General features: G+C 64.5%; 22 protein-coding genes. 8 read left to right on the top strand and 14 right to left on the bottom strand.

Going from position 1 to position 22509, the window contains the following annotated elements; translation table 11 throughout:
- Nucleotides 1-54 precede the first annotated feature (54 nt).
- Both CUJ90_RS25895 and CUJ90_RS25885 read left to right on the top strand, forming a co-directional pair.
- On the top strand, nt 55-501 hold the full coding sequence (locus CUJ90_RS25895; RefSeq protein WP_073429001.1) for an SRPBCC family protein: 447 nt from the start codon (nt 55-57) through the stop codon (nt 499-501).
- 445 nt (nt 502-946) lie between these two features.
- Entirely contained in the window at nt 947-2137 is a 1191-nt protein-coding gene (locus CUJ90_RS25885) for a hypothetical protein (protein ID WP_208645258.1), read from the top strand.
- Nucleotides 2138-2206: 69 nt separating this feature from the next.
- On the opposite strand, the gene CUJ90_RS25880 is transcribed toward CUJ90_RS25885, so the two are convergent.
- The 10 genes from CUJ90_RS25880 to CUJ90_RS25835 form a co-directional block, all read right to left on the bottom strand.
- Nucleotides 2207-2560, bottom strand: a complete 354-nt coding sequence (locus CUJ90_RS25880) for a cupredoxin domain-containing protein (protein ID WP_083081469.1) — start codon at nt 2558-2560, stop codon at nt 2207-2209.
- A 30-nt stretch (nt 2561-2590) separates the two neighbouring features.
- Nucleotides 2591-3535, bottom strand: coding sequence for a metallophosphoesterase family protein (locus CUJ90_RS25875; protein WP_083082980.1), 945 nt, complete (start codon nt 3533-3535; stop codon nt 2591-2593).
- A 132-nt stretch (nt 3536-3667) separates the two neighbouring features.
- Nucleotides 3668-4453 carry an anti-sigma factor family protein gene (locus tag CUJ90_RS25870; protein ID WP_083081471.1) on the bottom strand — a complete coding sequence of 262 codons (786 nt, stop codon included), beginning with the start codon at nt 4451-4453 and terminating at the stop codon, nt 3668-3670.
- A complete protein-coding gene (locus tag CUJ90_RS25865; RefSeq protein ID WP_073428913.1) occupies nt 4453-4992 on the bottom strand; it encodes a sigma-70 family RNA polymerase sigma factor in 540 nt (179 codons plus the stop codon). The genes CUJ90_RS25870 and CUJ90_RS25865 overlap by 1 nt, the downstream gene beginning before the upstream one ends.
- Before the next feature lie 311 nt (nt 4993-5303).
- The gene (locus CUJ90_RS25860) at nt 5304-5819 is read right to left on the bottom strand and encodes an Ohr family peroxiredoxin (RefSeq protein ID WP_083081473.1); all 516 of its coding nucleotides are present in this window, start codon (nt 5817-5819) and stop codon (nt 5304-5306) included.
- Between the two features lie 23 nt (nt 5820-5842).
- On the bottom strand, nt 5843-6598 hold the full coding sequence (locus CUJ90_RS25855) for an SDR family oxidoreductase (protein ID WP_114164164.1): 756 nt from the start codon (nt 6596-6598) through the stop codon (nt 5843-5845).
- 233 nt (nt 6599-6831) lie between these two features.
- Complete coding sequence (locus tag CUJ90_RS25850) at nt 6832-7854, bottom strand: LysR family transcriptional regulator (RefSeq protein ID WP_073428916.1); 1023 nt, start codon at nt 7852-7854, stop codon at nt 6832-6834.
- Nucleotides 7855-7960: 106 nt separating this feature from the next.
- Nucleotides 7961-8368, bottom strand: coding sequence for a cupin domain-containing protein (locus tag CUJ90_RS25845; protein WP_073428917.1), 408 nt, complete (start codon nt 8366-8368; stop codon nt 7961-7963).
- A 90-nt stretch (nt 8369-8458) separates the two neighbouring features.
- Entirely contained in the window at nt 8459-8938 is a 480-nt protein-coding gene (locus tag CUJ90_RS25840; RefSeq protein WP_073428918.1) for a carboxymuconolactone decarboxylase family protein, read from the bottom strand.
- 181 nt (nt 8939-9119) lie between these two features.
- Complete coding sequence (locus tag CUJ90_RS25835; protein ID WP_083081477.1) at nt 9120-10001, bottom strand: RNA polymerase sigma-70 factor; 882 nt, start codon at nt 9999-10001, stop codon at nt 9120-9122.
- 145 nt (nt 10002-10146) lie between these two features.
- On the opposite strand from CUJ90_RS25835, the gene CUJ90_RS25830 reads away from it, so the two are divergent.
- Nucleotides 10147-10821: an HAD family hydrolase gene (locus CUJ90_RS25830; RefSeq protein WP_073428920.1), complete on the top strand. Its 675-nt coding sequence runs from the start codon at nt 10147-10149 to the stop codon at nt 10819-10821.
- A 141-nt stretch (nt 10822-10962) separates the two neighbouring features.
- Here the strand turns inward: CUJ90_RS25830 and CUJ90_RS25825 are convergent, their stop codons facing one another.
- Together CUJ90_RS25825 and CUJ90_RS25820 are read right to left on the bottom strand one after the other, a co-directional pair.
- Nucleotides 10963-13527 (bottom strand): hypothetical protein, encoded by a 2565-nt coding sequence (locus tag CUJ90_RS25825; protein WP_083081479.1) that lies wholly within the window; start codon nt 13525-13527, stop codon nt 10963-10965.
- 180 nt (nt 13528-13707) lie between these two features.
- Nucleotides 13708-14412, bottom strand: coding sequence for an SDR family NAD(P)-dependent oxidoreductase (locus CUJ90_RS25820; protein ID WP_083081481.1), 705 nt, complete (start codon nt 14410-14412; stop codon nt 13708-13710).
- Between the two features lie 126 nt (nt 14413-14538).
- Between CUJ90_RS25820 and CUJ90_RS25815 the strand changes: the two genes are divergently transcribed.
- From CUJ90_RS25815 to CUJ90_RS25795, 5 genes are all read left to right on the top strand, one after another.
- Nucleotides 14539-15456: a LysR family transcriptional regulator gene (locus CUJ90_RS25815; RefSeq protein ID WP_083081483.1), complete on the top strand. Its 918-nt coding sequence runs from the start codon at nt 14539-14541 to the stop codon at nt 15454-15456.
- An 85-nt stretch (nt 15457-15541) separates the two neighbouring features.
- Nucleotides 15542-16234, top strand: coding sequence for an NnrU family protein (locus CUJ90_RS25810; RefSeq protein ID WP_114164163.1), 693 nt, complete (start codon nt 15542-15544; stop codon nt 16232-16234).
- A gap of 258 nt (nt 16235-16492) precedes the next feature.
- Nucleotides 16493-17425 carry a YncE family protein gene (locus CUJ90_RS25805; RefSeq protein WP_083081487.1) on the top strand — a complete coding sequence of 311 codons (933 nt, stop codon included), beginning with the start codon at nt 16493-16495 and terminating at the stop codon, nt 17423-17425.
- 56 nt (nt 17426-17481) lie between these two features.
- Complete coding sequence (locus CUJ90_RS25800; RefSeq protein WP_073428926.1) at nt 17482-18768, top strand: MFS transporter; 1287 nt, start codon at nt 17482-17484, stop codon at nt 18766-18768.
- Between the two features lie 94 nt (nt 18769-18862).
- Nucleotides 18863-19798, top strand: coding sequence for an amidohydrolase family protein (locus CUJ90_RS25795; RefSeq protein ID WP_083081489.1), 936 nt, complete (start codon nt 18863-18865; stop codon nt 19796-19798).
- 60 nt (nt 19799-19858) lie between these two features.
- Here CUJ90_RS25795 and CUJ90_RS25790 read toward each other — a convergent pair whose 3' ends face one another.
- The gene (locus tag CUJ90_RS25790) at nt 19859-20857 is read right to left on the bottom strand and encodes a 4-hydroxythreonine-4-phosphate dehydrogenase PdxA (RefSeq protein ID WP_083081491.1); all 999 of its coding nucleotides are present in this window, start codon (nt 20855-20857) and stop codon (nt 19859-19861) included.
- A gap of 26 nt (nt 20858-20883) precedes the next feature.
- On the bottom strand, nt 20884-22494 hold the full coding sequence (locus tag CUJ90_RS25785; RefSeq protein ID WP_083081493.1) for an aldehyde dehydrogenase (NADP(+)): 1611 nt from the start codon (nt 22492-22494) through the stop codon (nt 20884-20886).
- Nucleotides 22495-22509: the final 15 nt, after the last annotated feature.

Genomic DNA, 22509 nt, shown 5'->3' with positions numbered 1-22509 from the left:
AGATGAATCGTCGTAGGAGTGTGTCCAACTTCTCCAGTGAAAGGCGATCTCACCATGACTACCGGAACCATCCATCTGCATCGCGTCTTGCGCGCCACTCCCGAACGCATCTATCGGGCCTTTCTCGAACCCGATGCGATAGCGAAGTGGCTGCCTCCCTATGGGTTCACCTGTCAGGTCCATCACATGGATGCGCGCGTGGGCGGCACGCACAAGATGTCCTTCCGTAACTTCAGCACCGGCCACGGCCACTCGTTCGGCGGCGAGTACCTCGAACTGGTGCCGTTCGAGAAAATCCGCTACTCGGACCGCTTCGACGACGCGAACCTGCCCGGCCAGATGCAGGTCACCGTTTCATTGCGGCAGGTGTCGTGCGGCACCGACTTGACCATCGTGCAGGAGGGCGTGCCCGAGGTCATTCCCGTGGAGATGTGCTATCTCGGCTGGCAGGAGTCGCTGGTTCAGTTGGCAAGACTGGTCGAGCCTGAGATTCCCGACTGACCACCACGCCGCCACGCGCGCGCAAAGCCGTTGCTCCGGCATGCCTTCGTCGGCGGAGCGTTTGCGCGCCGTGGAATATTCCACGCACGCCAGCCAGTAGAAAATGCCGGCCGCCATCGAGGCGCGCCGGGCATATGTTCAGTCACACCCATCGTATTTCACCGCCTCGCAGCGAACCCACCTCCGACACGCGTAAATGCGACATGAAAAGGCGCGAAACGTTGTGGTTCAGTTGGTTCGGTTCGTGAGCGCATCTGTTACGCTAAGCCCGCATGTGTCACGCAATTTCGCGTGAATGCGTGACCCCTCTGGCGGCATTCGATTGCCGTCCGCGACGCGTGACCGTGGGTCGTCCCGGTCAACCCATCGTTACTCGCGGGGCGCCAGCTTCCGAATAAATCGGCTTGTACGAATTCCTCTTTTAACCAACAAGGCGGAGTACGACATGTTGGCAGGGCTGGGTTCACGATTCCTCGCTATCGGCGTCTTCCTGATACTGACGGCTTGCGGCGGCGGTGGCGGCGGCGGCGGCGCGGGCAGTATGACGGGCGCGTCCGCTCCCGCCTCAGGCGCATCCAGTCCCGACACTAGCCAGCCGAAGCTGGCCGCCGCCACACCGGCGATCGACGGCACGACGCTCGGCGACGCCTTCTGGCCTTCGGGGTCCACCTCATCGGGCGGACTCGGCCAAAGCGTGAGCGGACTCAACTGCGCCCTGCCCGGCAATGCCTATACCTACACGCATCTGTCCATCTATCAGAACGGCCGCCTGCTCGCGCTGCCGGCCAACATCGGCGTGGTCAAGCCGACCATGTCGGCGCAGACGGGCTGCGTGTATCCGCTGCACACGGACGATTCGAGCGGCAAGATTCGCATGGACGCAAGCGGCGGCGCATCGTACACGCTCGGTCAGTTCTTCTCGATCTGGGGCGAAACGCTCGGCACGTCCGACGTTGCCGGAGTAAGCGGCTCGCCCGTCACGGTCCATGTGAACGATGGCGGCACCCTCACGCAATACACGGGCGACCTTGCCGGCCTCGTGCTACCCGCGCATGGCGAAGTGACCATTGAAATCGGCACGCCGTTGACCCAGATTCCCACCTACGCATGGACCGATCCGCCGCCGATCGATCCGAAGCCGATCACGCTCGCCTTCGGCGGTGTGTTGGGCGACGCCTTCTGGCCGAACGGCAACACGTCGACGGGCGGCACGGGAGCGCCGGTGGACGGTCTGACCTGCGCGCCCAACATGAGCGCGCTGTATCACGTGCATGCTCATCTCGCGATCTTCAAGGACGGCAAGTGGCTCGCCTTGCCCATGAACGTGGGCGTCCTGTCGCAGTGCAACTATGAGATGCATACGCACGACCAGACCGGCATCATCCATATCGAAACGCCCACTTTCAAGACCTTCACGCTCGGCCAGTTCTTCGACATCTGGGGCCAGCCGCTGACCAGCACGAACGTGGCGGGCGTGAGCGGAACGGTGGTCGCCTACCTCAACGACAATGGCGACTCGCGCCGCTACATGGGCGACGTGCGCGACATCGAGTTGACCTCGCTGCGCGACGTCACCTTGCAGATCGGCACGCCGGTTAGCACGCTGGCTACCTACTCGTGGTACGAGAAGCAGTGATCGAGCGCTATGCCCGGCTACCGGCGTCGATGTGCCGCCGGCAGCCGCGCGCCGTTCGACCACACGCCGCTATTGCACGGTGATCGTCTCTTTCATATTCGGGTGTATGCCGCAAAACACCTTGTACACACCTGGCTTGTCGAACTTGAACTGATACGTGTCGTCCTGATCGAGCGCGGCGGAACGGAAGATGCCGGCATCGTTGACCACCGTATGCGGTTCGCCATCGAGATTTTTCCAGGTCACCGTCGACCCGGCCTTGACCGTGATCGACATCGGCGAAAACATGAAATTCTTGATGACCACCGTATCGGTGTCCTGGGCTTGGGCGACAGTGGAGCCGAAAGCCAGCCCCACGATGAGCACCGCAATCCCGGGCACGGCCACGGCCACGGCGGCGCGGCGAAAGATAGTCTTGAACATGAGCGAATCCTGTCAGCGAGGTATCGGGAATCAGACGAGCGTCGTATCGGCGAGCGCGGCCTTGAGCGGATGACGCGTGATCCTGATGCTGGTCACGCCGAGCATCCTGGGAAGCTGATCGCTCGACACGGTCAGCGGCATGGGTCCAGGGCCGTTGCCGGCGGTGGGTTGCGGAAAGGCCGTCGAACGCGCCGTATGGAAAGTGATATTGCCTTCCACCTTCGAAACGATCTGGTGAATATGGCCGTTCAGCACCGTGACCGAACCGAAGCGCTTCAGGTGGCTCATCGCCTCGCCGGCATCGCCGGTGCCCCACCCCCACGGCTCGTAGATCGTCCACATCGGCATGTGCGCGAAGACCACAACCGGTGTGCTGGACGAGCGGCCCTTCAGATCGTTTTCCAGCCAGGCGAGTTGGTCGCCGCCGAGCCCGCCCAGACCGTTAGGCTTGAAATGCATCACGTTGACGAGACCGACGAAGTGCACGCCCTGGTGGTCGAAGCTGTAATAACCCTTGTTGTCGGAGGCTTGACCGAAACGCTTGAAGTATTCGGTCCCGGGGCCGTCGGTGACATCGTGCTCGCCCGGCACCGTATGCAACTCGGTGATATTCAAACCCGCTAGCAACTGGGCCGCCAGGTCGAACTCCTCGGGCCTGGAAAGATGCGTGATGTCGCCGGTGTGAATCGTCAGCGCCGGCTTCACCGGCATCGCGTTGACGAAGTCGATCGTCTGCCTGAGCGTGCCCGCAACGTCCGGATTCGCTTCCTTCCTGAAGCCTATGTGCGTGTCGCTGATTTGCAGAAACAGCGGAACACCCGAAGCGGCGGGCGAATCCTTCGCGTCCGCGGCGAGCGCTAGCTCGACCGGCGTGAGCACACCGCCGGCTAAAACGAACAGCGTGCCCACGCCACCGAAGGCGAGGCATTTCAACGCGCCGCGGCGCGACGGATCGAACGGCGAATCTGACGACATGATGTCCTCCTGGCTGAAAGTCAGGAGGTTGACCGCCGGATCATCCAACGGCACTTCCTGTCTGCTTGCAAGAGGTAGACTGCCGCCTCGTTCGTTTTATTCCGCGACCAGGAAGCACGCCGGATGCAACGGCTACGAAGCAGGATGCGCACGCAAGTCGGTGACGAAGCCGTTCAGTTCCGCGTCGCCGGCATCGGTAATCGCCCAGTAATTCATGCCCGCCGCGCTCCAGTGCGCGAGATGATAGCCCCGCTGCTGGTAGACGCGAGGCGCCGCGCCCGCGTCGTTGCCCGGCCACACATAAAGATTGATCGGATGCAGCTTGTAGCGATAGACCATCACCGCGACCGGCCGCCCGTTCAGATAATCGAGCCGCCCACCGACGAGCGGATACCCTTGCTGCGCCAGATCGACGACAGGCGGCGCAAAATCCAGCTTGCCGTCGAACCACGGCTTGACGGTATGCCGGTCGGTTGAAATCACATCGGAGAGGTGGTCGAACTGAAGCGAGCGAATATGGTTGTTCACGAGTTCCTGGGTAAAACGCGTCTCGCCCGAGGGCACCGAAAGATACAAACCCGCGCTCCAGCTCAACGCGATCAGACTGATCGCCATCGCGCCGAGCGGCGCCCATTGCACGGCGCCATCGCCACTGCGCCAACCGAAACGCTCAACCAGCCTTTGCCACGGCGTCGGCCGTCCCGGCAACGACGCCTTGACGCGCTTGACCAGTTCCGCCGGCGCCTCGACGCGCAAGTCGGCCTGCCTGAGTCGCGCACTCACCTGACGGTGACGTTCACATTCCCGTTGACACTGTTCGCAGCCGGCCAGATGACGCTCGAATTCGAGCGCCTCCGAGAGGCTCAATTCCTGATCGAGATAGCCGGGCAGCAGTTCGACCGCCTGTTCGTGATCCATCACGCCTCCTGGTCCGTCGGCGCGAGCAGCGCCGCGAGTTGCTGACGGCCGCGCCCGAGGCGAGACATCACCGTCCCCATCGGGATGCCCACGATGGTGGCGATTTCCTTGTACGACAATTCTTCCAGCTCCCGCAACACGATCACCTCACGGTACTCCAGACGCAAGCCCCGCAACGCCTGATGCACGCGCTTCTGACTCTGGCTGCGTATCAGCATGGCTTCGGGGCCGTCGTCGTGGTTGGCCGTGCCGGCCTCGAGGCTGTGCATGTCTTCCTCGAACTCCAGCGTGTCCGGCGCATGACCCCGGTTCTGCTGATACCACGTGTAGAAGGTGTTGCGCACGATGCTCAACAGCCATGCGCGGGCATCGTCGCCGCGGAATCCGCCGAAAAACCTGAACGCGCGCAGATACGCCTCCTGGACCACGTCCTGAGCGTCCTGGTCGTCATGCGTCAGCCATCGCGCGACGTTGAAGGCCGAATTCATATGAGGCAATACGAGCGTTTCGAAGCGCTTCGCGATGAGGGGATCGGCCATTGTGAAATGAATTCCCGCAGTAACCGCAATCCGTGACCGACAGTGACTACAACCGCCGGCATGTGATTTTTATTCCCGGACGGTCGCGTGAAGGCATCGCGTGTTAACCCGATACGCCATTCGACGCATTGTTGCGCACTGTCCTATGTCCTCGGCGAGCGACGAGGAGGACTGAACTCAGGCGCATTGTAGCCGCGTCCAGACCCGATGGAATTCGGTTCATGCGCGGCGTAAGCGGCGGCGGCATCGGCCTTTGCCCTCGCTCGGGTGAAGCCCGAACGTTGAACCAAGCCGCTCCAGCGGCGCTGGCGTCATGATTGGCCGGCGTCGTCCGGCTGCGCGAGCGCGACGACATTCTCGATTCCCTGGCGCGCCATCTTGGTGTAAGGGCAAAAGCGTTCGGTGTTGCGCACCAGTTCCTCCGCGACGGCGCGCTCGACACCGGGCAGGCGAATCAGGGTGCGCGCGGTCAGGATGAACAGGCCGTCCATCGGATCGCGGCCGAAATCGACGGTGACGTCCACCGAGGCGTCGGGAATCGGAATGCCCGCCCGCGCCGCCAGCAAGCTCAGCGCGCCGTGAAAGCAGGCGGCGTAACCCGCCGCGAACAGTTGCTCGGGATTGGTGCCGCCGCCAGGCCCGCCCAGCGCCCTCGGCAATCGCAAGTGGACGGCGAGATTGCCGTCGTCGGAACGGGCGATGCCCGACGCGCGCCCGTGCCCCGCGTCGCCGCCCGTCACGGTGACCGTGGTCGAATAGAGCGTTTGCGTGTCTTGCCCGTGATATTTGTCTAGCAGCGACAGCGGCGGTGGACGCAAGGTGGTCATGGCGCGCCTCGTCGGCTCATGGCTTATTGCGTGGCTTGCGCCTCTTTGAACCACGCGTCGAAATTCAGCTTGCCGAGACGCGGGTTGGCGCCTGGCACGAGCGAGTCGTCCTGCAACTCGGCGCCGAAATACCGGGCGTGCGCATCGGCGACGACCTTGCGCGAATCGTGCGTCGCCGAAAGAAAACGCTGCACCATGTCGGCCATTCGAGCGCGTTCCGGGCCGGCGATCTCCGCGATGCCGTTGTTCGGTTCGCCGGCGGCGAAGTCCGCGACGGCCGCGGCCACGTCGTCCGATGCGATCGGCTGAAACAAGGCGGACGACAGCCGTATGGTCTCGCCCTCGCTGCCCGCTTGCGCGATGCCGCCAAGGAATTCGAAGAACTGGGTTGAACGGACGATCGTATAGGGCACGCCCGATTCGCGGACCAGCGTTTCCTGAGCGACCTTGGCGCGCATATAGCCGCTTTGCGGCAGCTTGTCCGCGCCGACGATCGAGAGTGCGACGTGGTGCTGTACGCCCGCGGCAAGTTCCGCCGCAAACAGATTGCGCCCGGACGTCTCGAAGAATGCGAGCACGGCGGCATCTTCGAACGACGGCGAGTTGGCCAGATCGACCACCACATTCGCGCCGGTCAACGCCTCGTTTAGCCCTTCGCCAGTGATGGTGTTCACGCCCGATGCGGGCGACGCCGCGACGACGGTATGACCGCGCGCGCGAAGGTTCTTGACGACTTTGCTGCCGATGAGCCCGGTTCCACCGATCACGACGATCTTCATGATGCTTCTCCATGCGCTTGCGCGCGGCTCTTGCGCCGCCGCCAACTTGTCGACTCCGGCTTCACAGCGCCTTACGCGATGCGCCTGCCGGTGCTTTGCCGGATGGTCCGCGACGCGCGTCTCATCCGTACATCAAGCATCGTAGGCATGTATTGCGTCATGCGGTAGCGCCGCCGAGGCACGCACCGTGTTGCATCGGGCGCATCAATCCAGGCATCGCGGGCGAGGCGCCGTCATTCGACCGTCGATAACGTGGTTGTGGTTGCCGTTGTCATTGCCATCGTCGTCAGGCACTGCAAGTCGAGCGCTCGCGTGTGTTCCGTCATGTAGTCGATGAACACGCGAACGCGCGCCGGAAGCTGCTTTCGGCTGAGATAGCAGAGGTAATGGCCGCCGTCGTCCGGCGCATGCTGCGCGAGACAGCTAAGCAACTGTCCGTCGCGCAGCAGGTCGCACACCTGATACGCGGGCAACTGCGCGATGCCCAGTCCATCCAGCACCGCTTGCACGATCAGATCCGGGTCGTTGAACGTGTGCTGCGCGGCGAGTTGGCGCCGCTGCGACAGGCCGTCGACCTTGAACGCCCATTCCCTGATACGACCGGACGCGGCCCGGAAATTGATGCAACGATGCTTGTCCAGTTCGTCGATATGCCGCGGCAAGCCGTGTACGCGTGCATAAGCGGGCGACGCGCAGACGAGCATCTGCATCGGAATCAACTGGCGCGCGACGATTCCGCTGTCTTCCATGCGCCCGTCGCGAAACGACACGTCGACGCGATCGGCGGTGAAGTCGGCGGGCCGATCGTTGAGCAACAATTCCAGCGCGATCTCAGGATAGCCCGCATGAAAGCCCCGCAACAGCGGCGCGACGATCTTGCGGCCGAAGCCCGGCGTCGAGGCGATCCGCAGATGGCCGCGCGGCGGCCCGTTGCGCAGTTCGCGCATGTCCTCCAGCGCTTGTGCGATGCGCGCTATGCCTGGCTGACAGTTCTCGTAGAACAGTTCGCCCTCGCGCGTCAGCGACGTGCTGCGCGTGGTGCGCAGAAAAAGGCGCGCGTCGAGTTGGGCCTCGAGTTTCTGCACGTTGCGGCTAACCGACGAGCGGCCGATGCCGAGCCGGTCGCCCGCGCGGGCGAAGCTGCCTTCGTTGGCAACGGCCAGGAAGGAAACGACGCCGGCATAGCTGGTCGCGAAGCTGCTTGCGAACGGGTCGTCGGCGCCGACAAGAGGGCGGCGTGGTGATTGATCTGGCATGGGAGCGCGAGTCGTGAAGTCCATAGCGACTAGACGTATCAGCGCTACTGTTTGTGACAGACCCGGTGAAAAACGCCGCCGGTTTTAATGCGGCTCGCCGATGTGCTCACTTTTCGGGAACGAGGATAGGCGCGCCCTTGTCCTTGAGCAACACGACGACGAATTTGGCCGGCTGTGTCGCGCTTGCGTTGCGTCCGACCGTGTGCACGTCGTTCGGACCTTCATAGAAGGTCTGGCCGGGCGTCAGCGTGACTTCCTTGCCGCCCTTCACCTGCATCACGATCGACCCTTCCAGCACGTACACGAAGGCGTGCGCATGATGCCGATGGACCGGGTCCACGGAACCCGGCGGATATTCGACGGTGATCATCGTGACTTCCTTGCCGGGATAGTCGGCAAGCGGCTGCGTCGTCAACGGCGTGACGATGGCGTGAGGCGCCTCGGCGCGGGCCACGCCCATCGACAAGCCCGCGACGACGAGCGCTGCCAGAGCGGTATGTTTCAAATTTCGCATGATGGTTGTTCCTGAACGACGCGGCCCGCCCATGCGGGCCTGGGGGCCTGAACCAGGGAAAGAGCGGCGGAGACGGCGAAGCGCGTCCGCTCAGGCGAGATTCGCCTTGTCCAGACCGAGGAGCTTGTCGGACGAACCCGGCACCGTCCTGAACGCGACGTTGGCGCGGTTCCAGCCGTTGATCGCCATCACTTCGAACGTCAGGTCCGAGAGTTCCTTTTCGGAAAACTGGGTGCGCACGCGCTCGTAGACTTCGTCGGGCACGCCGTGTTCGGGCAGCCTGGTCAGCACTTCCGTCCACGCGAGCGCGGCGCGTTCGCGCGGTGCGAAAAGCGTGGACTCGCGCCACGCCGCGATGTGATGGAGGCGCAGTTCGCGCTCGCCGTGGATATGCGCTTCCTTCACGTGCATGTCGAGGCAAAAGGCGCAGCCATTGAGTTGCGATGCGCGGATCGATACCAGATCGCGGATCGATTCTTCGATCGCGCAATCTTTGAGCAGATTGCTAACTTCGAAAAACTTCTTGAACAGTTCGGGCGATTGCTGAATATAGTTGAGGCGCTGCGACATGATTTTCTCCCGGCGACGATGAGCGAACACCCTGCATGGCGGGTGACCTGAGCGGCGATGAGCCGCACGAGGTCATCGTAGGTGGCCGCGGGGCATCGCGGTAGGCGGGCGGGCGGGCTCACAGTGTTGTCCGCCAGGCACCAATATCGACATAAACGCGCGTTCACGGGACACCCGGCGCTCAGCCGCCGGCGTGGACCGCCGCGATGCGCGCGAGCTTCTCGGGGTTGCGCTGCACGTCGATGCGAACGATGCGCTCGCCGTCCGTTTCGAACGACTGTGCCGATTCGAGTTGGCCTTCGATAAAGCGCAGCAGCGCCCATTGGCCGTTGAGCACCACGAGCTTGACGCTCAGTTCGCTGCCATAACGCCGCGACGACGCGTAGAAAAGCTGCGCGATGCGCCGGCCGCCCGCCAGCGGTTTCGGGAAACTCTGGACTTTGCCGCCGCCGTCGCCGAACAGCGTCGCGTCCTCGGCCAGCAATGCGTTGATCGCCGGAAACTCGCCGCGCTCCAGCGCCTGCGCGAACATGCGCAACAGGCGAAGATGCGTTTCGCGCGGCACCATGTGACGCGGACGTTCGTCGCGCAGTTGCGCCTTGGCACGGCTCACCAGTTGACGGCACGCCGCCTCCGTTTTGCCGATGGCTTGCGCGACTTCGTCGTAGTCGGCGTCGAAAACCTCGCGCAGCAGAAAGGCCGCCCGTGCTTCCGGCGTCAGCCGCTCGAGCAGCGCGAGAAAAGCCACGGAGACCTCGTCGGCGCGCTCGGTGGCTTCCTCGGGCGTAGCCGGGGGGTCGGTCAACAGCGGCTCGGGCAACCAGATGCCCGTGTAGTGTTCGCGCTGAATCTTCGCCGCGCGCAGCCGGTCGATCGACATGCGCGTGGTGACGGCGACCAGCCACGCTTCCGCGTTTTCGATATGTTCTCGCGCCGCGGCATGCCAACGCAGCCAGACGTCCTGCACGATATCCTCGGCCTCGGCGACCGACCCCAGCATTCGATACGCAATCTTTTGCAGTCGCGGGCGCAGCCCGTTAAAGGCATGTGCGTCGTTGTCCATGAACGGATGTCCTCTTGCATGAAAACCAGCGCAGCCTGCGCGCGCGAATCGACACCGGCGGCGACGTGTCGCCGAAGGGAGCCTGTATGCTTCAGCCGGAATGCTGCACTATTATTGGCGCAAACGGTTACCCACGGAGTCCATCATGCGAATTCAGACATCGTTTCTGTTCGATCTCGACGGAACGCTCGTCGATAGTGTTTATCAGCACGTGCTGGCCTGGAAGGAAGCACTCGACAGCGAAGGCATTCCGCTGTCCGTGTGGCGGATTCATCGCAAGATCGGCATGAGCGGCGGCCTCTTCACCAACCAGCTCTTGCGGGAAACGCACCACGAAATCAGCGCCGAACTGGGCGAACGGCTGCGCCGCGCTCACGCCGACGCCTATCAACGGCTGCGCGCCCAGGTGTGTCCGCTGCCGGGGGCGCGCGAGTTGCTCGCCGCGCTGACGCAGGCCGGCACGCCGTGGGCCGTGGCGACCAGCGGCCGCATGGAAACCGCGGCGATCAATCTGGAGGCGCTGGGCGTCGATCCGGCGAAGGCGGTTGTCGTCACGCGCGACGACGTCAAATACGCGAAGCCGGACCCGGACCTGTTCATCGCCGCCGCGGCGCGCCTCGGCGTACCGATCGAGCAAGCGGTGGTGGTGGGCGACAGCATCTGGGACATGCTCGCCGCCCAGCGGTGCCGCGCGCTAGGCGTCGGATTGCTGTCGGGCGGATACGGCACCGATGAACTGGAGCGCGCCGGCGCGCTGCGCGTCTATGACGATCCCGCCGATTTGCTGGAGCACCTGGACGAAGTTGCCGCGCGGCCGTGAAGGCGCGGCGCGGCGGTGATGCCGCTGTCGGTTGCGCTTGTCCTGAGTTTGTCCCGAGCTTGTTTTGATGTATTTGCCCCAAGCGGGTTCTGTCGTGCATCCAGTTCGGCCACGTCGGCGAGCGGCGACGAACCTCGCCAGTCACTCGGCCGGCTCGGCATCCGAATCGCTGTCGGTGTCGTGTTCGAAGGTCAGCCGGCCGTTGCGCGCAAGCGTGATCGACGTGCCCGCGCCTGCCTGCGCGTCACGCGCCATCGCTTCGTCGCTCGACGTGCCGGCCCGAGCGGAGCGGTTCATCCAGTAAGGCCCGCGATGAACCTCCGGCGCGGCGCCCAGTTCGTCCGCGCAACTGCCGCAAGGCCGCATGGTGCCCGCCAGCCGCTTCAGGTCGACCGACTCCTGAAACGTTTTGCCAAGCTCGTTCTGAATGCGCCGCTCGGCGTGCAGATTGACCGACATGCCGTTGAATACTTCACCGCGCAACGGCACATGGAAATGGCGGGCCGCGATCGCCGCGAAAACTTCGTCGGATTCCGGCGTGGGATGCGGGTCCGCCGCCGGATTGATACGGGCCGCGAGCTTCGTGCGATGACGCCATCCGCGATCCGTCTGATCCGCGGGACCCTGCGCGCCTGCTTCGTCGAGCAGCACCTCCAGATCCTCGCTTTGGAGAAAGGCCTGAAGCCGCTCATTGACGTCCCGCAGATTCGACGACACGACGATCGTCCCCGGCCCGCTCCCGGTGGCGGGCCGGAAAAAACACTGGATCTCATGACCCTCGGGGAATCTCCGCTTGAGTACCGTGCTGAGCCAACGCAACACCTGGGGAACGCGCTCGCCTTCATAGCTGCGCTGTGCCTGGATCAAGCCAGGGTTCGCCGCGTAGATTCCCCTGAGCCGGGCGCGCGAGCCGGCCGTCGGCTGAGTGGTCTCGCGGTCCACGATCAGCATGCGATCCGGCGCATTGCCCCAGGCCGTGAGCAGGACCGGCTTCATCGGCGCATGCTGGGCCGGGGACGCCGCGGCGGCAGGCGCGATAGCCGCGGCGAGCCGGTCGAGCAGACGGTTAAGACGCATGCGCGTGCCGGCGTCGGCGCCCGTCAGCATCGGCTCGATATGGGGGACCTCACGCACCATCCCCTGTTCGTCGAGCAGGATGCGCGCGAGCGGCCTGATGCTGCCGCCCGCGCGCGTGATGTCCTCCAACGGCTTGCCGGGTTCGGCGCGCAGCGCTCGCGCGACGTCCACGACGTCGTGCAGACGCGCGTCGGCCACGCTAAGCAGTTCGTGCGCGGACATGCCGGAAGAACTCGCGACGTCGGCGACTCTTCGCGGCGTGGGCAAGGCGGCCGCCACTTCCGGGCGGCCGAGCCGCAGCAGGCCATCGCGAAGCGCTCCCACGTTGGACGCGTAGTCCGGCATATCGGCGATCCGCTCGAGCGGCATCGGAGCGCCGTCGATGCCGAGGTAACGGACCAGTTGCGTATAGGTAATGCCCAGCGTCAGTTCGAGGGCCTTCATCGATATGCCGGGGTTGTCGGCCAGTGCCGCCAGCCCCTCCACGATCTTCGAAGCGCACATGCGTTGCCGCTGTCCCGCCCCTTCGGGCAGCGCCGTGACGAGGTCGGCGTGGCCCAGCTCGGTCAACAATTGGCGAATCCGGGCACTGGCCTGCTCGTAGCCCGGCAGTTGCGACACGCTGGACGCCGGTCGGCGCAACCGGCCTTCGGAGGTGATCCAGTTGAACACGGTGTCCGTATCGAGGCCGAGACTGTCGCGCAGATGCTGCTTCCACGCCGGCAGACGAGGCTCGCCTCCGGCTGCCGCCTGCCTGCGTTCCAGCACGAGACGCAGCGCGCGGACCAGTTGATCCGCGCCGAACCCTCGCCGGGCTTTGGCCGCCGGTTCGGGCAGTTGATGGTCGGCGGGCAGGATGCCCAGGGCCCGCGCGCAAGCCTGAATTTGCTCGCGCCACTCGGGGTAGTCGGCTGTTTTCGCAAGGCGGTCGGCGAGATTGCGCTGCTGCCAGCCTTCCACCGTGACCCATTCGCGCATCGTGCCGGCCGGTTTGCGGCCGCCGTCGCGCTGCGAGGCCGACAAGGCGTCGAACACCATTTGCGCGGTAACCTGCTTGCGCTCACGGCCTCGGCCCTCCGTTGCGGGTTCGGCCGCGAGCGCTTCGGCGTCCTCGGGACGACCCATGCGCCGCAACGAATCCTGGATCGACGCGGCGTACTCCGGATAGTCGGGAAATGCCTGAAACACTTCGGGACCCTTTCTCAGCCCGTCGCGTCCGACGTAACGCGCGATGAAATTAGCCGGTACTTCGAGTTGTTTCGCGACCTTGGCCAGTCCGTTCAGCGGATTGTCGGCCAGCATCTTGAGCGACGCGGCCAGCACGTCGCAGCCCATGCGGCGGCGCGTCTTCGCGCCAGCGGGCCCCGAACCGCTCGCGCCCGCCCCGGCTTCGAGCCCGCTTTCGTCGCGGCTGCGTTTTGCGGGCGCACGTCCGCGCGGCGGCAGGTTCGCCGTTGCGGGCTGCGACGCGCCGGCCTGCGCGCGCGCGACACGCCTCGCGGGTAAAGCGGACGACGCGGCGGACGCGAGCCTGCGAGAACCCGAGGCGGACGTCGACTGCGGCCGCTGTTCGTCGCGGGAGGAAGCGGGTCCATGCGGAGAGCCGCCAGTGCCGGAGATTCGCGTCATAGCCGTGGAATCCAGGAAAGACCCCACGCTATCAGCGTGCCGCGTGGCTCACCGCGGATGCTGACGAAACATTAAGCGCGCAAGCGAAAACAGAAGCAGCAGCACCGCGACAGGCGCACATCATTGCAACGGGCAAAGACAGGCCCGCAATCAGCGCACGCTTTTCCGTTATGTGGCTCGTCACCATGGAACGGTTCTCCCGAGATAGTCGAGATAATGCAAGCCGGAGCGCCCTTCATAAGCCTCGATCGTATTGACCAGGTTCGGAATGCTTTCCTCGATGGTCAAGCGCGCGGTCGGACCACCCATGTCTGTCTGGACCCATCCCGGCGCCATGATCAGAAGGCTGCGCGAATAGCTGGCGCTGCGAGCCGCGAAGGTGCGCATGAACATATTGAGCGCGGCCTTGCTCCCTCGGTAGACTTCGTAATTCGCGTTGGCGGCATTGGTGATACTGCCCTGCCCCGACGACATCACGCCGATGGTTCCAGTCGGCGGAACAAGGTCTTGAAACGCGTCGATCACGCGCATCGGACTCAGCGCGTTCGTTACCATCACCCGGATGAATTCTTCCGTCGAGACGTCCGCTATCGTTTCGCGATCGTCGTTCTTGACGCCCGCGTTCACAAACAGCACGTCGATGCGCCGATTCGCAAGGCGGGCGCGCAAAGCGGCGACCTGCTCGGGAATCGTGATATCGACGGTGTCCACTTCGAGCGCGCCGGCCGAGGCTTCCGCGATATGCCGAAGCCTTTCCGTGGACGCGGCTCGCCCGGTGGCGATGACCCGGTAGCCGCGCTTCAAATATTCCTGAACCATCGCCAATCCAAGGCCGCGGGAAGCGCCGATCAGAAGAACGGTTTTCCGTGAAAGTGTGTTTTGCATGGGGTCCTCTTGAGCAAATCGTCAAAGCCAATGTAGCGGTACATGAGCAATGGCGGAAGCCGCGCCGAATGCAACTAAGATATGCATCGGACGCCCTATCCCCCCTCGGCTTACTACGATCAACCCATGCCTGAACCGGACCTCAATCTGCTTTTCGCGCTCGATGCGTTGCTCAGCGAAAAAAACGTGACACGCGCCGCACGGTCGTTGCATTTGAGTGCGTCAGCCATGAGTCGCACGCTGACTCGACTTCGCGCTGTAACCGGCGATCCGTTATTGGTCCGCGCCGGGCGCCAGATGGTGCTGACGCCGTATGCCGAGGAGATTCGCGAGCGAACCGAAAACATGGTTCGTGAGGCGCGGACCCTGCTCCGTCCTTCGCCGGTTGCGCCGGACTTTTCAACGTTGCGCAGAACACTGACGATTCGCGCCAATGAAGCTTTCGTGGAAGCCTTCGGTGCGCCATTGATCGCCGAAGTGACCGCCATTGCGCCGCTCGTGCGCTTGCACTTTTCATCGCGATGGGAAAGAAACGCGGAGTATCTGCGCAACGGTTCCGCCGATCTCGAGATTGGCGTGCTGGAGGAAGCCGGGCCTGAAATACGCGTTCAGGCATTGTTTCGCGACCGCTACCTGGGGGTGGTCAGAAAGGGGCATCCGCTCGAAGCGAAACGACACGTGACCCCGCAGCAATACGCGGCGTTCGGCCACGTAGTCGCGCCGCACGGTCGCCAGGTCATCGATTCTCTCGACGCCGCGATTGCCCGGCTAGGGTTGGAACGAACCACCGTGGCGATCGTGCCGAGCTTTCCGGCCGCGTTGGCAGTGGCTCGCGCGTCCGATCTGGTGGCGCTCCTGCCCGCCTCCTTCATGAACAGGCAACACGCCGCATCCGTCGACGCGTATTCGTTCGAGCTTCCGGTGGCGACCGACGGTTTCACGATTTACCAGATGTGGCATCCGCGTTTGGAGAACGACCCCGTGCATCGTTGGCTTCGGCAGTTGGTTCTCGGCGTGTGTCGTCAGCAGGTGCCCCTGGTGTGACCGGCGGGTGGACTTTTGCCGCGCACCAACTAGTATTCTTCAGGGCAATACGATCCGCTGGTGACTGACTTGAGGAGCCGAGTCAATGGGAAGCATCGATGCAGTGGTCGCGGCGGCAGCCGCCTTCGTCGGCAGTCATCTGGTCTTATCGCATCTGCTGCGCCGGCGGCTGATCGATGCCATTGGCGAAGCGCCGTTCCAGGGCGTCTATTCGGTGGTTGCACTCCTGACGTTCGCCTGGCTGGTCGTGGCCTATCGAAAGGCGCCGCTCACGGCGCCGCTTTGGCCGGTCGGAGACGGTCTGTGGGCGGTCGTGACCGTGGTCATGCTGATCGCCTCGATCCTGCTCATGGGCTCTTTTATCCGCAACCCGGCGTTTCCCACCGGCGGCCGGCCCGGTTCGTTCCCTGACGCGGCGCGCGGCGTGTACGCGGTGACGCGCCATCCGATGATGTGGTCGTTCGCGCTCTGGGGCGTGTGTCACGTCGCGGTGTTCCCGGTCGCGAAGAACATCGTCGTTGCCGTGGCGATCGTCGTGCTCGCGCTCGTCGGCTCGGCATTACAGGACCGCAAGAAGCAGCGGCTCCAGCCCGATCTTTGGCCGGCGTGGGAAGCGAAAACGAGCTATCTGCCGTTCGCGGCGATCGCTGCCGGCCGCGCGCGGTTAGGCGGATTTGGCCTGCACGCGCTGTTAGGCGGCCTCGTTGTCTGGCTCGCGGCGAGCTGGGCTCACCTTCCACTTTCAGGCTGGCCCGCGGGCATCTGGCGCTGGCTGTAGCTGCAATCTCGCTGTCGAAGATCCGACTACCCGCGACCGGTTTGCGAGTGGCGAGCCGATCGTCGGTTTGCGCTCATTCCTCCTTCCTCTCCATCTCGGGAGCGATAACCTCCGCGACTATCTCGATCCAAATTATTCAGTGGTCGCTCATTGCGAAACTGGCGATACTTTGCCTGCATCCATTACCCCCGCCGTATGCCCTCATTGAACAGGCAACGCAAGAGGGGTGAGAAATACGCGCAACGTCAGGAGACAGGCATGCCGCACACACTCACCGCCGTTCTGGTGGAGAAATTCGGCCACGCGTTCGGTGGCTACGACCTTACAACAGGCGAACAGCGGTTCAGCGTCGCGCTTCCCGAGTATCCCCATGAATTCGTCGTCGATCGTGAAGGACGTTTCGGCTACGTCGGGCACTATGGCGTGCAGACATTCGCGCATCCGGGCCGCGGCGGGCATCAGGTATTCGTGATCGACATTCGACGCGGCGAGCACGTGCTGACACTCGATTGCGAACCGTATTCGCGGATTCACGGCTTGCAGATCGACAGCCGCGACCGCGTCTACGCGTTGAGCGAGCACGACAATATGCTGCTGGTGTTCGCCGATCCGCACGCGCGCCAGGTGCCCGATCGCGCTGTGCCGAGCGGCGGCGTGAAGAGTCACCTGTTCGTCGTGTCGCGCGATGGCGAACGGGCCTACATCAGCAACCTGCTGTCGCACACGGTGACGCGCGTGCATCCCTACGACGCCAGCCTGCCGCCGCTCGCGGTCAATGCGGGCGGCCGTCCCGAAGGATGCTGTCTCAGCCGCGATGAAACCGTGCTGTTCGTCGCCAGCCGCGACGATCACACGCTCTCGATGATCGACGCCGCGACCATGAAAGTCACGCGCACCGTGGCAACCGGCGAAGACCCGACCCGCCTCTATCTCACTCGCGATGGACGCTTGCTGGTCGTCAACTACGGCGAGCGCAGCATCCGCGTGTTCGATCCCGAATCGCTGGAGGCGCTGGGCCGTGTCGACACGGTGGCCAAGCCGATCGCCGTCTCGTTTCATCCGGACGGCGGGCTCGCCTACGTCGCGTTGAACGACAACAGCGTAGGCGTGCTGGATCTCGCCACGCTGACGCTGCGTCATGGTTTCGCGGTCGGCAAGGAACCGGACGGACTCGCGATACTCGCGCTGTAAAAACCCTAATCAGCGCCGCGGATATCAAATCACGACGGCGCGCAGGAGGAGACAACATGGACGCTTTCAGCAGCGCTGTACCGATGGAACACGCGCAGGCCATTCCGAGCAGGCGCTGGGCACGGATCATTCCACCGATCCTGATGGCCTGCATCATTTCCTATATGGACCGCGTCAATATCGGCTTCGCGATGCCGGGCGGCATGAGCGCCGAACTCGGCATCAGCGCGAGCATGGTCGGCATGGCGGGCGGCATCTTCTTTCTCGGCTATCTGTTCCTGCAGATTCCCGGAGGCCGGCTGGCGGTGCACGGCAGCGGCAAGAAATTCATCGCGTGGTCGCTGGTGTCGTGGGCGGTGATTTCCGTACTCACGGGTTTCGTGCGCAGCAATACCGAGCTTCTGATTTTGCGCTTTCTACTCGGCGTGGCCGAAGGCGGCATGCTGCCGGTCGTGCTGACGATGGTCAGCAACTGGTTCCCGGACAAGGAGCGCGGACGCGCCAACGCCCTCGTGATCCTGTTCGTGCCGATAGCGGGCATCGTGACCGCGCCGCTCTCCGGCATGCTGATCGCAACGTTGAACTGGCGTTACCTGTTCATCGTGGAAGGCATTCTGTCGCTGCTGTTTCTGTTCGTGTGGTGGGCCTTCGCAAGCGACCGCCCCGCCGACGCCAAGTGGATTTCCGAGGCGGAGCGCGCGTACATTCTCGGCGAATTGCGCGCGGAGCAGGAACGCACCGCGGGCCACGCGGCAAAGAGCGCGTCATTGCGCCAGGTTCTCGCGGACGGCGTGATGTGGCGGCTCATCGGCTTGAATTTCTTTTACCAGATGGGTATCTACGGTTACACGCTCTGGCTGCCCACGATCCTCAAAAATCTCACGCACGGCAGCATGACGAAGGTCGGCTTGCTGGCGATCCTGCCTTACGTCGGCACGATGATCGGCATGCTGGCGATCTCGAATCTGTCCGACCGCCTGGGCAAGCGGAAACTGTTCGTCGCCTTGCCGATCGTCGCATTCGCGCTGTGCATGTTCGGTTCCGTCTGGTTTCAGGGCACGCCCTGGGTCTCGTACGCGTTCCTGATCGGCAGCGGTGTTTGCCTTCAGGCCGCGGCCGGCGTGTTCTGGACCATTCCACCCCGACTGTTCAGCGCCGAGGTGGCCGGCGGCGCGCGCGGCGTGATCAACGCACTCGGCAATCTGGGCGGCTTCTGCGGACCCTACCTCGTCGGCGTGCTGATACAGAAGTACAACGCGAGCATCGGCGTCTACAGTCTCGCGGCGGCGCTGGTGCTGGCAGGATTGATTGCCGCAACGCTGCCCGCGAAGTGCGACGAGTAGATCGGAGCCCGAACCCGGCGCGCGAAAGCGCGCCGAATGCGTCAACAGCAAGCCAACCCCAGCCCAACCCGTTTCGATTCAGTCGGCTCCCGTCATGTCAACGCAACCCTCGCATCGCGCCGGAACGCAACTGGCTATCGTCGATGCGCATCACCATCTCTGGGATCTCGCAAGCGGCCACTATCCCTGGCTGCAGGACGCCTATCACGGTCCGGCATTCTTTCTCGGCGAATACGAGAAGCTGCGCCGCGACTATCTCGCGGACGACTACCAGCGCGACACGTACCCGTACCGCGTCGTCGCCAGCGTGCATATCGAGGCGGAACGCTCGCGCATGCAGCAGGTCGACGAAACGCGCTGGCTGCACGAGGTGCATGAGCGCAGCGGAACGCCCTCGGTCGTCGTGCCGCATGTGTCGTTCGTGCAGCCCGATCGTGACGAGGTGCTGGCCGCTCACATGGCCTGGCCGCGAGTGCGCGGCATCCGTTCGAAGCCCGTGACCGCGCGTTCGCCGCAAGAGCGCGTGACGGGACAAGCGGGCACGATGCAGGACCCGCGCTGGCTCGACGGACTCGCCGCGCTGGAACGGTACGACCTGTCGTGGGATTTGCGCGTACCGTTCTGGCATCTCGCGCAAGCCGCGGAAGTCGCGGCGGCGTTTCCACGCATCCGCATGGCGCTCAATCACACCGGCCTGCCATTGGATCGATCGGAAGCGGGGCTGGCGGAGTGGCGTCGCGGTCTCGAAGCACTCGCGGCCAACCCCAACGTCTACGTCAAGCTGTCGGAGTTCGGCCTCGCGGGCGGACGATGGGACGCCGACAGCAATCGCCGCGTGATTCGCGACGCTGTCGCGATCTTCGGCCCCGAGCGTGCCATGTTCGCGAGCAACCTGCCCGTGTCGTCGCTCAGCGCGAGCTTTCCGACTATCGTGGAGGCCGTGCTCGAAGCGCTGGCCGACTATGACGATGCGGCGATCGCACGGATCTTCGCTCACAATGCGATCACCTTCTATCGGATCGGCGACTGATCCGCTCGCGGGTCCGATCGGCAATCGTGGGAACAACGGGGACGAGCGTCCCCGAGCACATCAAAGACGTTGCGAAGCCATCCTGCAAGCGATATCGAACGCCTTCTGCGTCGCGCCGACATTGGCGCGCCCCTGGCCCTGGATGTCGAACGCCGTACCGTGCGCCGGCGTCGTGATCGGCACCGGCAAGCCGCCATGAACCGTCACGCCGCGCCAGAATCCCATCAGCTTCATCGCGATCTGTCCTTGGTCGTGATACATCGTCACCACGCCGTCGAACGCTTGCTGCTCGAACGCACGCACGAAGATCGTGTCCGCCGGGTACGGCCCCTCGGCCGCGTAACCGCGCATGCGTGCCAACTCCACGGCCGGCGCGATCACGTCCAGTTCCTCGCGTCCGAACGCGCCGTTGTCGCCGTTGTGCGGATTGAAGCCGCATACGGCGATTCTCGGACGCGCGATGCCCGCGCCCTTGAGCCCGCCGTCGATCAGATCGATCGCCTCGACGATGCGCTCGACCGACAGCCTCGCGCTGACGTCCTTGAGCGCCATGTGCGACGTCACGCGGGAAGTCCATAGCTCGTCGATCACGTTGAACTCGCAATACCTGCCGCGATACGCCAACTGATGCGCGAACCACTCCAGTTCGTCGCTCTCCCGCATGCCGCCAAGATGCAACGAGGTCTTGTTGAGCGGCGCGAACAGCACGGCCTGGGTGACATTCCGCTGCGTCAGCGAGAGCGCCAGCTTGAACGCCTCCAGACAGTAGCGGCCGCCGCGCTCGCTCGCTTCGGCCCGCGCGTACGGTGCGTCGTCGGGCAGACGGAAATCGATCAGCGCGGGCACGCCCTCGGCGAAGCGCGCGCTTTGCGCATCCGCGGCCACCGTGTACGGGAATTCGACGCCGGCGATACGCATGCCTTCGTCCAGCTCGCGCCGGTCCGCGATTAGCAGCAGCTCGGCGCGCTCGCGATTGTCGGGCTGCGCCAGCAACCTGGCGATCAGTTCCGGTCCGATGCCGGCCGGGTCTCCCAGCAGCACTGCAATGCGTGGTTTCATTTCAAGCTCCTTCGAACGGTATTGCGTTATTTGATTGGCGCTTGCGTCGGCACGCCGTCGACGCGGCGCGGCAGGCCCAGCGGGTTGGCATCGTGCAACGCATCGGGCAATAAGCGCTGCGGCAGGTTCTGATAACAGACGGGTCGCAGGAACCGCTCGATGGCGGCGGTGCCGACCGACGTCGAGCGGCCATCCGACGTCGCGGGAAACGGACCGCCGTGCACCATTGCGTCGCACACTTCCACGCCGGTCGGCCAGCCGTTTCCAACGATGCGGCCGGCCTTGCGCTCCAATACCGGCAGCAGCGTTTGCGCGGCGTCATGATCGGCGGCGTCGAAGTGCAGCGTCGCGGTGAGTTGTCCTTCCAGGCGCTCGGCGACTTCACGCATCTGCGCGAGATCCCGGCACGCGACCAGAAGCGAACACGGCCCGAATACTTCCTCGCCAAGCGATGCATCGGCGAGCAGCGCGTCGGCGTCGACCGCATACAGCGCCGCCTGGGCCCGGCTGCCCGCGGCGCCCTCGCCCTCGGCTTCGCCACGCCCTGCCGCGCGCACGGCCGGATGCTCGTGCAGACGCTCGACGCCGCTTGCATACGCAGCCGCAATGCCCGGCGTCAGCATCACGCCCGCGTGCCTCGCGGCCAGCAGCGCGACCGCGGTGTCCTTGAATTGCTCGAACGCGACGCCGGCCACGGCCAGCACGACACCCGGATTGGTGCAGAGCTGTCCGACGCCTAGCGTGAGCGATTCGACAAAGCCGGTCGCCAATGCCTTGCCGCGCGCGGCCAATGCAGCCGGCAACAGAAACACCGGATTGACGCTGCTCATCTCCGCGTAGACGGGAATCGGCTCCGCGCGTGCGGCGGCGATTTTCATCAGCGCCACGCCGCCGCGCCGCGAACCGGTAAAGCCGACGGCCTTGATCGCGGGATGCGCGACGAGCGCGGCGCCGGCGGCGAAGCCGTCGTCGAACAGCAGCGAGAACACGCCCTCGGGCAAGCCGTTCGCGAGCACGGCCGCCTGCACTGCCCGGCCGACGAGTTCGGAAATACCCGGATGCGCGGCATGCGCCTTCACCACCACCGGACATCCGGCCGCGAGCGCGGAAGCGGTATCGCCGCCGGCCACCGAAAACGCCAACGGAAAGTTGCTCGCGCCGAACACCGCGACGGGTCCGAGCGGAATGCGCCGCATGCCGATATCCACGCGCGGCAGCGGCTTGCGCTCCGGCAGCGCGCCGTCGATGCGCGCATCGATCCCATCGCCTTCACGCGCTCGCGCCGCGAACAGGCGCAACTGCGCCACCGTGCGCCCGCGTTCGCTTTCGATGCGCGCGCGCGGCAGGCCGGTTTCCGCACAGGCGCGCTCTATGAGCACATCGCCCAACGCGAGCATGTTGGCGGCAATCGTTTCGAGGAAAGCCGCCCGTATGCCGGGCGGCGTGCGGCGATACGCGTCGAACGCCGCATGAGCCAACTCGCACGCGCGCGCCACGTCGGCTTCTGTCGCGCAGCCGAACGCCGGTTCGAGCATCGCGCCGGTGGCGGGATCGAGCGCGCGGAAACTTCCGGCTTCGCCTCGCACCCTGCGTGCGCCAATCGGCATCTCGCCGCTAATCGTGGTCGGGTCGGTCATATCAATAGGCACGTG

Source organism: Paraburkholderia terricola, assembly GCF_003330825.1.
In the GTDB taxonomy this organism is placed as follows: domain Bacteria; phylum Pseudomonadota; class Gammaproteobacteria; order Burkholderiales; family Burkholderiaceae; genus Paraburkholderia; species Paraburkholderia terricola.
Note: the sequence above shows the minus strand (reverse complement) of the source record. Positions and strands in the feature narration are given on the sequence as shown.